This is a genomic window from Streptomyces sp. NPDC052016, from assembly GCF_044548445.1.
GTDB lineage: Bacteria > Actinomycetota > Actinomycetes > Streptomycetales > Streptomycetaceae > Streptomyces.
Genome location: NZ_JBIUBX010000023.1, coordinates 73235 through 85893 on the forward strand (window position 1 = coordinate 73235; position 12659 = coordinate 85893).

Genomic DNA, 12659 nt, shown 5'->3' on the forward strand with positions numbered 1-12659 from the left:
TGTCCGCACAGGAGTTGCGATGACCCGCACGACCCGCATACGCGCCGCCCTCGTCACCGCCACCGCCCTCGTCACCGCCGCGACGGTGACGGCCGGCGTCAGCGCGGCCGGCTCCGAGGAGCCCGGGAAGCCCGGCAAGCGGCAGATCGCCGCGTTGTTCGACGGCTGGAACGCCGCCCTGCGGACCGGTGACCCGGAGGTGGTCGCGGACCGCTACGCCAAGGACGCGGTCCTGCTGCCGACGGTGTCCAACAAGGTCCGCACCGACCGCGCCGGCATCGTCGACTACTTCGAGCACTTCCTCGCCGGCAAGCCGGTCGGCAAGAAGATCGAGACGCACATCAACGTCCTCGACGGCAACTCCGCCATCGACACCGGCGTGTACGCGTTCACGCTCACCGACCACGAGACCGGCGAGAAGCGCGTCGTCGAGGCCCGCTACACCTACGAGTACGAGAAGCGCGGCGGCCAGTGGAAGATCGTCAACCACCACTCGTCGGCGATGCCCGAGGGCTGATCAGCCCGTGCGCTGCGCGGCGCGGAGCGTGATCCGCACGCACAGCCCGCCCCCCGGGGCGTCCGCCAGGGCCACCGTCCCGCCGTCGTCCGTCACCAGCTGTCTGACGACGGCGAGGCCCAGCCCGGAACCGGACCGTCCGGTGAGGCCCTGACCGCGCCAGAAGCGGTCGAACGCGCGGGACTTCTCCGCGTCGGACATGCCCGGACCCTCGTCCAGGACCGACAGCACCACCTTGTCGGACCTCGGCTCCACCCGGACGGTGATCGTCCCGCCGTCCGGCGACACCTCCAGGGCGTTCGACAACACGTTGTCCAGTACCTGGTCCAGATGACCGGGGCTGGCCAGCACGGACGGCCGGTCGCCGACACCACTCCCCCTGAGCGCGATGGTGACTCCGCGCTCCTCGGCGGCCGGCCTCCACACCGACAGGCGTTCCGTCACGAGGTCGGTCAGGGGCAGCGGTTCCGCCGCCGTCACCCCGGCCTCGGCCCGGGCCAGCACCAGCAGGCCGCTGACCAGGCGGCTCATCCGCACCACCTCGGCGGTGGCCTGCTCCACGTCCTCCCGGACGAACTCGTCGTCCACGCCGTCCGCGATGTTGTCCAGCGACAGCCTGAGCGCCGTCAGGGGGGTACGAAGCTGGTGCGAGGCGTCCGCCACGAAGATGCGCTGGGACGCGATCAGCGTGTCGAGGCGCTCGCCGGCCTGGTTCAGGGTGCGCGCCAGCGTCTGCGTCTCCTGGGGGCCCGTCTCGGGGGAGCGTGCGGTCAGGTCACCGTTGCTGAACTTGGTGGCCATGTCGTTGAGCTGGCGGAGCGGGCGCGTGAGGCGCCGGGCGGCGACCGCGCCGATCAGCGCGGCCACGCCGAGCACCGCCACCGCGAGGACGGCGCGGAAGCCCCAGATCGTCCACAGACGGTCGGTGAGCCCGGAGGTGGAGTACACGATCCGTACGGCGCCGACGACCTGTTCGTCGTGCTGTGCGGGGACCGTGATCACCAGGTGGCGGCCCCAGATGAGGTCCGAGCCCCAGTCGACGGTCTCGTCGCCCTTCTCCAGGGCGGTGGTCAGGGCCGCGTCCGGCCGGGGGCGCGGCAGGTCCGCCGAGCACCGTGCGGTGGCCGTGACCTGCACCTCGTCCTTGGTTTCCTCGGCGTAGGCCTTGGCCATCTCCTCCAGGGCCTGGCAGGACGCGGTGTCGGCGTTGCCCAGCAGCAGGGCCATGGTGGTGGCCTCGCGCTGCACGGACACCTCGGTGTCGCCGCGCAGCTGGGCCGTCAGCGTGAAGGCCACCGGCACGGTGAACAGGCCGATGGCGACGGCGACCAGCAGCACGTAGCTGCGGATGAGCTGCTTGATCATGAGACCGGTCCGCCGGAGCCGGAGCCGGAGCCGGAGCCGGAGCCGGGGACGGGGACGGTGCCGGAACCTGAGCCGGGGACCGTGCCGCCGACGATCTCCAACCGGAAGCCGACCCCGCGCACCGCCTCGATGGCGATCACCCCGGCGAACTTGCGGCGCAGCGCCGCCACGTGCACGTCCAGCGTCTTCGTCGGCCCGAACCAGTTGGCGTCCCAGACCGCTTCCATGATCTGCTCGCGGGACATCAGCGCGCCCGGCTCCTCGGTGAGGAAGGCCAGCAGGTCGTACTCCTTCGGCGAGAGGGCGATCTCCTCGCCGTCCACGTGCACCCGGACCGCCTTGCGGTCGATCGTGAGGCGTGTCCCGTAGCGGTCGGGTCCGCCGGCGGCGCCGCTCCCCTCGGCCGTACGGGGCTGGACGCGGCGCATCACCGCCCGTATGCGCGCGATGACCTCGCGCACCCCGAACGGCTTGGAGACGTAGTCGTCGGCGCCCAGCTCCAGCCCGACCACCCGGTCCGTCTCGTCGCTGCGCGCGCTGATCACGATGATCGGCACGTTCCCGCGCTCGCGCAGCGCCCTGCAGACGTCCAGGCCGTCGGTGTCGGGCAGGCCGAGGTCGAGGAGGACGACGTCGTAGGGGGACGTGTGGGAGAGGGCGGCCGCACCCGTGGTGACCCAGTCGACCTCGAAGCCGTAGCGTTTCAGACCGCGTCCGAGCGACTCGGCCACCGGTTCGTCGTCTTCCACCAGGAGTACGTGCACAGCCGCACCTTAGTACTTGAAATTTAATGAACAGCTATCAGCTCGGTCGAACTGGGCAGGGAACGTCCTGGACGGCCGTCCGGCCCCGTCTCCGGGTGTCCTCGCGTGGGGTCTCACCATGCGATACCCCGGGGGCGGAATACGGGCGCTCGTTAGACTGAGCCGACCCGCAGTACAAGGGCGTATGTGCGGAAAGAGACAAACTGAGCGAGGAGCGCACGTGGGCCTTGTCGTGCAGAAGTACGGAGGCTCCTCCGTAGCCGATGCCGAGGGCATCAAGCGCGTCGCCAAGCGGATCGTGGAAGCCAAGAAGAACGGCCACCAGGTGGTCGCCGTGGTTTCCGCGATGGGCGACACGACGGACGAGCTGATCGATCTCGCCGAGCAGGTATCCCCGATCCCTGCCGGGCGCGAGCTCGACATGCTGCTGACCGCCGGGGAGCGGATCTCCATGGCCCTGCTGGCCATGGCGATCAAAAACCTGGGCCACTCGGCCCAGAGCTTCACCGGAAGCCAGGCAGGTGTCATCACCGACTCGGTCCACAACAAAGCCCGGATCATCGACGTGACGCCGGGCCGGATCCGTGACTCGCTCGACGAGGGCAACATCGCCATCGTCGCCGGGTTCCAGGGCGTCAGCCAGGACACCAAGGACATCACCACCCTCGGCCGCGGTGGCTCCGACACCACCGCCGTCGCCCTCGCGGCCGCGCTGGACGCCGAGGTGTGCGAGATCTACACCGACGTCGACGGCGTGTTCACCGCCGACCCGCGTGTGGTGAAGAAGGCCCGGAAGATCGACTGGATCGCCTTCGAGGACATGCTCGAACTGGCCGCGTCCGGTTCCAAGGTGCTGCTCCACCGCTGCGTGGAGTACGCGCGCCGGTACAACATCCCGATCCACGTCCGCTCGTCCTTCAGCGGACTGCAGGGCACGTGGGTCAGCAGCGAGCCAGTCGTTCGAAAGACACAGCAGCAAGGGGACAAGCAGGTGGAGCAGGCCATCATCTCCGGTGTCGCGCACGACACCTCCGAGGCCAAGATCACGGTCGTCGGCGTGCCGGACAAGCCGGGCGAGGCCGCCGCGATCTTCCGCACGATCTCCGACGCCGAGATCAACATCGACATGATCGTGCAGAACGTGTCCGCCGCCTCCACGGGCCTGACGGACATCTCCTTCACGCTGCCGAAGGCCGAGGGCCGCAAGGCCATCGACGCGCTGGAGAAGAACAAGGGCGGCATCGGCTTCGACTCCCTGCGCTACGACGACCAGATCGGCAAGATCTCCCTGGTCGGCGCGGGCATGAAGACCAACCCGGGCGTCACGGCCGACTTCTTCAAGGCCCTGTCCGACGCGGGCGTCAACATCGAGCTGATCTCGACCTCCGAGATCCGCATCTCGGTGGTCACCCGCGCCGACGACGTCCCCGAGGCCGTGCGCGCCGTGCACAGTGCCTTCGGCCTCGACTCCGACAGCGACGAGGCCGTCGTCTACGGAGGCACCGGGCGCTGATGACGGGCCCCCGGGTGTCCGTGCGTCCGACGCTCGCGGTCGTGGGAGCGACCGGAGCGGTCGGCACGGTCATGCTGCAGATCCTGTCCCAGCGCGCCGACGTCTGGGGCGAGATCAGGCTGATCGCCTCACCGCGCTCGGCCGGCCGCAAGCTGGCCGTACGCGGTGAGGAGGTCGAGGTGGTGGCGCTCACCGAAGAGGCCTTCGACGGTGTCGACGTCGCGATGTTCGACGTGCCCGACGAAGTCGCCGAACGGTGGGCGCCCGTCGCCGCCGCCAAGGGCGCGGTCGTGGTCGACAACTCCGGCGCCTTCCGGATGGACCCGGACGTGCCGCTGGTCGTTCCCGAGGTCAACCCGCACGCGGTCCGGATCCGTCCGCGCGGGATCATCGCCAACCCGAACTGCACGACCCTGTCGATGATCGTCGCCCTGGGCGCGCTGCACGCCGAGTTCGGCCTGCGCGAGCTGGTGGTGTCGTCGTACCAGGCCGTCAGCGGGGCGGGACGGGCCGGTGTGGAGACCCTGCGGCAGCAGCTGTCCCTGGTGGCCGGCACGGAGCTGGGGACCAGCCCCGGTGACGTACGGCGGGCCGTGGGCGACCGCACCGGGCCGTTCCCGGAGCCGGTCGCGCTGAACGTGGTGCCGTGGGCGGGGTCGCTGCGCGCGGACGGCTGGTCGTCGGAGGAGATGAAGGTGCGGGACGAGTCCCGCAAGATCCTCGGACTGCCGAAGCTGCCCGTGGCGGTCACCTGTGTGCGGGTGCCGGTGATCACCGTGCACTCCCTCACCGTCCACGCCCGCTTCCAGGACGAGGTCACCGTCGACAAGGCCCGCGAGATCCTCGCCACGGCCCCCGGTGTCGTCCTGTGCGACGACCCGGCCGCCGGGGAGTTCCCCACGCCCGCCGACGTCGTCGGCACCGACCCGACCTGGGTCGGCCGGGTGCGCCGGGCGCTGGACGACCCCACGGCGCTCGAGCTCTTCGTGTGCGGGGACAACCTGCGCAAGGGGGCCGCCCTCAACACCGCGCAGATCGCCGAACTGGTGGCGGCGGAGCTGTCGTGAGAGGCCCGTCGAACCGGGTGTGAGCCGACGGGCCCGCCACCGGCCGAAGGCGTTTTCGGAGACGAGGGGCCGCTGCACCGCAAAACCGCTGGCCAGAGCTTGACGGGTTTGTAGGATCTTCGCGGGTGGATGTGAGCCGGTCGACGACCGGTACCACTTGTATCGGGCACCTTTGGCGTTCGAAGATGCATGGAGTTTTTCCTCCCCGCACTCCGCAACCACGCGGAATGCGGGGAGCGTCTTTGCGGTCACCCTTCGGGGTGCGCGGAGGTGTGATCCCGGCGCGTAGGGGACGCCGTGATCGGGGCGTGGGGACGCCCGTTCATATGGGACATAGGGAAGAGCGGGACACATGAGGGCATGTGAGACGCCGTCAGTGGTGCTGCCGTCCGGGACGAGACGGGCGACCGGGGCGGCGGCGCGGACGCCTGCGTCACCGGCCGCGGCGCCTGTTTCACCGTCCGGCGGGAAAGCGGCGCCCGGCACGTACAACCCCCGAGGGGGGACGTGTGTCCAACTGGCGTGGCAGAGGTACTCGACTTCCCCGCGGCGACCCGCGGTACGGCCCTGCGGCCGCCCCGCAACGCCTTCCGCCCCCGCCAGGCCGGGGCGCCCGGTGGCATGCCGGTGATCGCGCCCATGCCCGCAGCGCGGCCCACCCGCATCCCCAGCCAGCGTGACGGCGCCGACCCCGTCGGGTACGCCGACGACGGGGTGGCGGCCGGCACCACCGTCGACCACCTCACCGAGACCTACCGGGCGCACTACCGCTCGCTGCTCGGTCTCGCGGCCCTCCTCCTCGACGACACCGCCTCCTGCGAGGACGTCGTCCAGGAGGCCTTCATCCGCGTCCATTCCGCGCGCAAGCGCGTCCGCGACCCGGAGAAGACCCTGGCCTACCTGCGCCAGACGGTCGTCAACCTCTCCCGCTCCGCCCTGCGCCGCCGCATCCTCGGACTGAAGCTGCTGTCCAAGCCGATGCCGGACATGGCCAGCGCGGAGGAGGGCGCCTACGACCAGCTGGAGCGCGACTCCCTCATCAAGGCGATGAAGGGACTGCAGCGCCGCCAGCGCGAAGTCCTCGTCCTGCGGTACTTCGCCGACATGACCGAGGCCCAGGTCGCCGAGACCCTCGGCATCTCCCTCGGCTCGGTCAAGGCCTACGGCTCCCGCGGCATCGCCGCCCTGCGCGTCGCCATGGAGGCGCGGGCGTGAGCGGGCGAGCCGGGGACGCGGCCGACCACGAACGGCAGGAGCCGGACGCCGGCGGCCTCTCGTCGCCCGAGCCGACGAGGCCCCCGCACAAGCAAGAGCCGAAGCAATCGCACGCTGGGAACGGAACTGTGAACCTCCACCTCGACGACCAGGGCCCCGACGGGCTCGACTCGGACGAGCTGGCACTGCGCCGGATGCTGCACCAGGCGGTCCAGGAGATGGAGCCGCGCGACGGGACGCTGGACCACCTCCGGCGGGCCGTCCCGGCCCGCCGGGCCCGCAAGCGGCAGGCCGCCGTCGGCATGGCCGCCGCGGCGCTCTTCGTCGGCACCGCCGTCCCCGCCCTCCTGCACGTCTCCAACGCCGGCGGGTCCGACGCCAACCCGGCCATGGCCGGCCAGGCCTCCCAGGCCCAGGGCGGCGCGGGCGAGGGCAAGGCCCCCGACGGCGGCTCCTCGGGCAAGGCGGGCGACTCCGCCGGCCAGGGCGGGGAGCAGGGCGCCGGCACCAGCAAGGACACCCGTCCGGGCAAGGACCCCGGTGGCGCCACCGGCTCCGCCACCGGCGCCGACCCCTCCGCCAGCGCGGGGACGACAGCGCCCGCCTGCGCGTCGTCCCAGCTCGGCGAGGCCACCGCAGGCGTCGAGGTCCCCGACTCGGCCGGCGTCGTCTACGGCACCTTCCGCGTCGTCAACGTCTCCGACAGCGCCTGCACCGTCGGCGGGAAGGTCTCCGTCACCCCCACCGCCCAGGGCGCCGCCGACAGCACGAAGATCAGCGTGGTGGAGCACGTCTCCGGAGACGCGGCGGCCGACCTGCCCGACCCCTCCCTCTACGTCTCCCAGCTCTCCCTCGCCCCGGGGTCGGCCTACGACGTGAAGTTCGCCTGGGTGCCCTCCGAGACCTGCCCCACCACCGGCAGCCCCGGTGGGGGCGGCGACGGCGGCAGCTCGGCCTCCCCCCAGCCGACCGAGAGCGAGCAGGCCGCCACCGGCTCCACCTCCACCGGCACCGACGGCGCCTCCACCCAGCTGCTCGTCGAGGACGGCACGGCCGACGGCAGCGTCGTCGTGACCTACACCGCCGAGGGTGGTGAGCCCACGGTGGCGGCCACGGTGTCCGACGCCTGCGCGGGGACCGTCTACCGGACGGGCGTGCTGGCCTCGTCGTGAGCCCCGGCGCCCGGTGCGGGCGCGGGGTCCGTCCCGTCCGGGACGATGCCCAGCGCCGCGTCCCGCGCGAACTCCACCTCGCGGCGCAGCAGCCGGAACCACATGAACACCACGAACCCGGCGAACACGAACCACTCGCCGGTGTACCCGAGGTTCTGGAACGCCTTCAGATCCAGCCCCGTGCCGGCCGGCGCGCTCGCGGGCACCGCCGTCATCCCCGAGTCGGCGGTGTCGAGCGTGATCCAGGCGTCGTAGAGGTCGTAGGACACCAGGTTCACCAGTGAGGCCGCGCTGATCGCGGCCGTCTGCCCGGCGGGCAGGCCTCCCTGCGCGCTCACGCCGTTCTCGCCGGGCGTCTCGGACGCCTGGAGGGCGCCGGTGACGGTGACCTCGCCGGTGGGCGCGGCCGGGGCCTTCGCCGCGTCGGCCCGGCCGGGCAGCCAGCCGCGGACGACGGGCACGGCCTTGCCGGTGTCCGTCCGCAGGAGGGTCAGGACGTAGAAGCCGCGCTCGCCGTCGAGCTCACGGTCCGGGACCAGCAGCTGCTCGCCGTACCGCCCGGTCGCGGTGACCCGCTCGCCCGAGGTGGCCTTGTCCACGGGCAGCATCTCGGCCAGCGGGCGAGCCGCCCCCGTCCGCTCCGACGACGCCCGCTCCTGCGCGCTGTGGTGATCGTCGACCCGGGCCTCGAACCGGCTCAGCTGCCAGGACCCCATGAACACGCAGAAGGGGATGGCCAGCAGGACGAAGACGTTGATCCCCCACCATCGGGGCGTCAGCAGAAACCGGTACACGCCCTCAACGGTACGGGGCGGACACGGCCGACCGGCCCGCGGGGTCGGTCACCGGCCCGCCCGCCGGGTGCTCCGGGCCCGCGGTCGGCTCGACGGAGAGCGCCTCCGTGGCGTGCCCCGTGGCGCGTGCGGATGTAAGGAAACCGGAAGCGGGCGGGAAAGGGCTTGCTCGAAGTTGTCCACAGGCTGGGGGCCTCGGCAGCGAAGTGTCTCCCTGTGCGGGCACTATGGGGCCATGACTGAGAGCAACGGGTCCGCCGCACCGCAGCGGTACGAGGAGATGCCGGACTGGGAGAAGCGCTTCAGGGCGCCCCGCGTGTCGCTGCCCGACTGGGCGGAGGACGCGCCGGACCGCTCCCTGTTCGTGTCGAACGCGACGGGGACGTACGAGCTGTACGCCTGGGAGCGCTCGACCGGCACCCAGCGCCAGGTGACGAACCGGGCGAACGGCACGACGGACGGCGTGCTCTCCCCGGACGGCGCCTGGATCTGGTGGTTCGACGACAAGGACGGCGACGAGTTCGGCGTCTGGCGCCGCCAGGCCTTCGAGGGCGGCGAGGACGAGCTGGCGGCGCCGGGCCTGGACCCCTCGTACCCGGCGGGCCTGGCACTGGGCCGCGACGGCCGTACGGCGGTGGTGGGCCGCTCCACCGACGAGGACGGCACCACGATCCACGTGGCCCGGTTCGGCGAGGCCCCCTTCGAGCTGTACCGCCACCGCGAGTCGGCGGGCGTGGGCGACCTCTCCCACGACGGCTCCCTCATCGCGATCGAGCACACCGAGCACGGCGACGCGATGCACTCCGCGCTGCGCGTCCTGCGCCCCGACGGCAGCACGGTCGCCGAGCTGGACGACACCAAGGGCGGCACCGAGGAGCTGGGCCTGGAGGTGCTGGGCTTCGCCCCCGTCGACGGCGACACCCGGCTGCTCATCGGCCACCAGCGCCGGGGCCGCTGGGAGCCGCTGGTGTGGGACGTGGCGACGGGCGAGGAGACCGACCTGGCGCTCGACCTGCCGGGCGACGTCAGCGCCGAGTGGTACCCGGACGGCTCCGGCCTCCTGGTCGCCCACAGCTTCGAGGCCCGCAGCGAGCTGTTCCGCTACGACCTGGCGACCCGCGAGCTCGTGAGAGTGCCGACCCCGCCGGGCACGGTGTCCGGGGCGACGGCCCGCCCCGACGGCAGCGTGGAGTACCTGTGGTCCTCCGCCGCCCAGCCGCCGGTGGTCCGCTCGACGTCCGGCGGGGTGGTCCTGGACCCGCCCGGCATGAAGTCCCCGGGCTCGGTCCCGGTCGAGGACGTATGGGTGGAGGGCCCCGGCGGCCGTATCCACGCCCTGGTCCAGAAGCCCGCCGGCGCGACCGGCCCCCTGCCCACCGTGTTCGACATCCACGGCGGCCCCACCTGGCACGACAGCGACTCCTTCGCGGCGGGCCCCGCGGCCTGGGTGGACCACGGCTACGCGGTCGTCCGCGTGAACTACCGAGGCTCCACGGGCTACGGCCGCGCCTGGACGGACGCGCTGAAGCACCGGGTGGGCCTGATCGAGCTGGAGGACATCGCGGCCGTCCGCGAGTGGGCGATCGGCTCCGGCCTCGCCGACCCCGACCGCCTGATCCTCACCGGCGGCTCCTGGGGCGGTTACCTCACCCTCCTCGGCCTCGGCACCCAGCCCGACGCGTGGGCCCTGGGCATCGCGGTCGTCCCCGTCGCCGACTACGTGACGGCCTACCACGACGAGATGGAGGCCCTGAAGGCCATGGACCGCACCCTCCTGGGCGGCACCCCGGAGGAGGTCCCGGAGCGCTTCCAGGCGTCCTCACCCCTGACCTACGTCGACCAGGTCAAGGCCCCGGTCTACATCTCGGCGGGGGTGAACGACCCGCGCTGCCCCATCCGCCAGATCGACAACTACGTCAAGCGCCTGGAGTCCCGCGGCGCCGTCCACGAGGTGTACCGCTACGACGCGGGCCACGGCTCCCTGGTGGTGGACGAGCGGATCAAGCAGGTGCGGCTGGAGCTGGAGTTCGCGGAGCGGCATCTGCGGTAGGAGACGGGTGGCGGGGCCCCCACGCAGGTGGGGCGCCCCCACGGCGGTGCGGGGGCGCCCCACCTGTGTGGGGCCCCACCTGTGTGCAAGGGCCCGCCTGCGCGGTTGTCATGGCCCGGGCCGGTCCCTGCGGCGACGGCCCAGCAACTCCGCCAGTCCCTTCCGCGTCGCCGCCAGCACCACCCGGTCCTCGTTCCGCAGGACGTACGTCTCGGGCAGATCCCACACCAGCCCCGACCCGCCCTGCCCCTCCTCGCCCGTGTCCAGCGCCAGCACCCGCCAGTACCCCGCGCGGAACGCCTCCCCGACCGTCTTCCCGGCCAGTTGCGCGTACCCCCCGACCTCCAGCGCGGCGAACAGCAACACGCGCCGCTCCACCGGGATGGCACCGAGGATCTGCCGCCCCATCATCGCCCCGGCGAACGACGGCGCCGCCAGATGCGACACGCTCCGGCTCCGGGTGAGCGCGTGCGGGTGCGCGGCCCGCAGGGTGCGGTACACGGCGGTCGCGAAGTCGTCGTCGTACAGCCGCAGCACCACCCGCAGGTCGGGCCGCAGGGACCGCGCGTACAGCGCGGCCTCCAGGTTCGTCGTGTCGGAGCTGGTCACCGCGAGCAGGGCGTGGGCCCGGCGGATCCGGGCGGCCTCGAGGACACCCTCCTGGGTGACGTCCCCGAGCACCACCGGCACCCGCAACCGTCGCGCCACCGCGACCCCGCGCGCCTCGGGCGTGGCCTCGACGCACACCACGGGGATGTCCAGTTCCCGCAGCCGCGTCAGCACCCGCGTGCCGATCTTCCCCAGCCCGAGCAGCACCACGTGCCCGCCCAGCCCACGCGGCGGCTTCCGCAGCGATCCCGACCCGCGGAACGTGCCCAGCGCCTCCAGCACCGCCGCCAGCAGCACCGGCAGCAGCAGGAGTCCCATCAGCCCGGACAGGAGTTGCAGCACCTGACGCTCGGTCGACGACCCGATCGCCGGATCGTTGATCGCGAACAGATCCAGCAACGTCAGGTACACCGCGCCCAGTGGATGGATCCCGGTCGCCAGCCACAGCGCCACCGCGAGCGCGATCACACACCCGGCCAGCCCGGCCAACGACCACCGCAGCCGCCGCGAGAACAACGAGGCGAACGGCGCCACCACCCCGACGCCCCGCCCCGACGGCAGCGCGGTCCCGGCCGAGTACGCCACCTGCTCCAGGACGACACTGCCCCGCCCGGTCGCGGACGCCACCGTCGCCGCGTCCGGCAGCAGCTGGGGCCCCTGATCCCCGCTGGCATCCGAACCGTCCGCGAAAGAGGGGTCGTTGCCCGTCGAGGACAGCAGCGCGAGGGTGGCCCGCCGGGGGTCGACGGCCTGCCCGGGACCGGGCGGCGGGCGCTCGACGGCCCTCAGCAGCAGCCCGTCCGTCTGGACGACCTTGGTGGTCCCGACGACGGCGGTCGCGGCCAGCGCGGGCGCGGCGGTGTCGGCGTCGGACAGCACGGTCGTCGACGCGTCCCCCACGACGGCATCCCCGGCCACGCCGCCGATCGCCAACGCGGCCGCCTGATCGAGGAGTTCCTCTATGTGCTGTCCCAACCGGCGGTTGTAGAGCCGCAGGACGAGCCGCAGCCGGGGGTTGATCCGGCGGGCGGTGAGGGCGGCGCGGATGTTCGTCTCGTCGTCGTCGTACACCAGCGCCAGCGCGGCGGCCCGGTCCACTCCGGCCTCGGCGAGCACGGCCTCGGTGGGCTCGGCGGCCTCCAACACCATTCCGGGGCCGCCGCGTTCACCACGCTCTCCGGCGGCGGAACCGCCACCGGCCGGGCCGCCGGAGCCCCCCGAACCGCTACCACCGTTGCCCGAGGCCCGGTTGACGGCCGCGCTCACCACCCGGTCCAGCAGCGCCGCCGACACCGCACGGGCCCGCCCGACGACAGGCGGCCGCACCGTGCGCTCGGAAGGCGGTACGACGAGCGTCACCTGCTCCCCGTACACGTGCCGCAACTCGGCGGCCAGCCGGTGCGCGAGCCCGTCGTCGCCGCACACCACCATGTGCGCGCCGGTGTCTCCCGACGGCCCACCCTGATTCGGAACGCTCCCCACACGGGAGAAGACTGCCTCACCGGGACGGGTGGTTCCAGAAATGCGGTGAACGGGCGGTCCCGTGCCCTCGTATGGGAGGGGAGGGAGAACACGGAACCCGGAGGTGCCCAC

The 12659-nt window shown here is 72.5% G+C and carries 10 protein-coding genes; 6 read left to right on the forward strand and 4 right to left on the reverse strand.

Features of this window, described 5'->3' with window-relative positions; all coding sequences use genetic code 11:
* Positions 1-19 precede the first annotated feature (19 nt).
* On the forward strand, positions 20-517 hold the full coding sequence (locus ACIHAR_RS26955; RefSeq protein WP_365467146.1) for an SgcJ/EcaC family oxidoreductase: 498 nt from the start codon (positions 20-22) through the stop codon (positions 515-517).
* Here the strand turns inward: ACIHAR_RS26955 and ACIHAR_RS26960 are convergent, their stop codons facing one another.
* Together ACIHAR_RS26960 and ACIHAR_RS26965 are read right to left on the reverse strand one after the other, a co-directional pair.
* A complete protein-coding gene (locus ACIHAR_RS26960) occupies positions 518-1882 on the reverse strand; it encodes an ATP-binding protein (RefSeq protein WP_400022319.1) in 1365 nt (454 codons plus the stop codon).
* Positions 1879-2646 carry a response regulator transcription factor gene (locus ACIHAR_RS26965; RefSeq protein ID WP_400022320.1) on the reverse strand — a complete coding sequence of 256 codons (768 nt, stop codon included), beginning with the start codon at positions 2644-2646 and terminating at the stop codon, positions 1879-1881. Before ACIHAR_RS26965 ends, ACIHAR_RS26960 begins: the two co-directional genes overlap by 4 nt.
* A 220-nt stretch (positions 2647-2866) precedes the next feature.
* On the opposite strand from ACIHAR_RS26965, the gene ACIHAR_RS26970 reads away from it, so the two are divergent.
* The 4 genes from ACIHAR_RS26970 to ACIHAR_RS26985 all read left to right on the forward strand — a co-directional run bounded on the left by ACIHAR_RS26970 (position 2867) and on the right by ACIHAR_RS26985 (position 7613).
* Positions 2867-4159: an aspartate kinase gene (locus tag ACIHAR_RS26970; protein ID WP_365467152.1), complete on the forward strand. Its 1293-nt coding sequence runs from the start codon at positions 2867-2869 to the stop codon at positions 4157-4159.
* Complete coding sequence (locus tag ACIHAR_RS26975) at positions 4159-5226, forward strand: aspartate-semialdehyde dehydrogenase (RefSeq protein WP_365467154.1); 1068 nt, start codon at positions 4159-4161, stop codon at positions 5224-5226. The genes ACIHAR_RS26970 and ACIHAR_RS26975 overlap by 1 nt, the downstream gene beginning before the upstream one ends.
* A 522-nt stretch (positions 5227-5748) precedes the next feature.
* Entirely contained in the window at positions 5749-6441 is a 693-nt protein-coding gene (locus tag ACIHAR_RS26980; protein WP_365467156.1) for a SigE family RNA polymerase sigma factor, read from the forward strand.
* A gap of 128 nt (positions 6442-6569) precedes the next feature.
* Positions 6570-7613 (forward strand): hypothetical protein, encoded by a 1044-nt coding sequence (locus ACIHAR_RS26985; protein WP_400022321.1) that lies wholly within the window; start codon positions 6570-6572, stop codon positions 7611-7613.
* Here the strand turns inward: ACIHAR_RS26985 and ACIHAR_RS26990 are convergent.
* Complete coding sequence (locus ACIHAR_RS26990) at positions 7583-8407, reverse strand: SURF1 family protein (protein ID WP_365467160.1); 825 nt, start codon at positions 8405-8407, stop codon at positions 7583-7585. The genes ACIHAR_RS26985 and ACIHAR_RS26990 overlap by 31 nt on opposite strands.
* 235 nt (positions 8408-8642) lie before the next feature.
* Here ACIHAR_RS26990 and ACIHAR_RS26995 point away from each other — a divergent pair, with 235 nt between their 5' ends.
* Complete coding sequence (locus ACIHAR_RS26995) at positions 8643-10457, forward strand: prolyl oligopeptidase family serine peptidase (protein WP_365467162.1); 1815 nt, start codon at positions 8643-8645, stop codon at positions 10455-10457.
* A 108-nt stretch (positions 10458-10565) separates the two neighbouring features.
* On the opposite strand, the gene ACIHAR_RS27000 is transcribed toward ACIHAR_RS26995, so the two are convergent.
* Positions 10566-12497: an NAD-binding protein gene (locus ACIHAR_RS27000; protein ID WP_400022322.1), complete on the reverse strand. Its 1932-nt coding sequence runs from the start codon at positions 12495-12497 to the stop codon at positions 10566-10568.
* Between the last annotated feature and the right edge of the window lie 162 nt (positions 12498-12659).

Coding starts and splice junctions, on each gene's coding strand:
- ACIHAR_RS26955 (WP_365467146.1), top strand. CDS start 20: ATGACCCGCACGACCCGCATACGCGCCGCCCTCGTCACCGCCACCGCC.
- ACIHAR_RS26960 (WP_400022319.1), bottom strand. CDS start 1,882: ATGATCAAGCAGCTCATCCGCAGCTACGTGCTGCTGGTCGCCGTCGCC.
- ACIHAR_RS26975 (WP_365467154.1), top strand. CDS start 4,159: ATGACGGGCCCCCGGGTGTCCGTGCGTCCGACGCTCGCGGTCGTGGGA.
- ACIHAR_RS26995 (WP_365467162.1), top strand. CDS start 8,643: ATGACTGAGAGCAACGGGTCCGCCGCACCGCAGCGGTACGAGGAGATG.
- ACIHAR_RS27000 (WP_400022322.1), bottom strand. CDS start 12,497: ATGGTGGTGTGCGGCGACGACGGGCTCGCGCACCGGCTGGCCGCCGAG.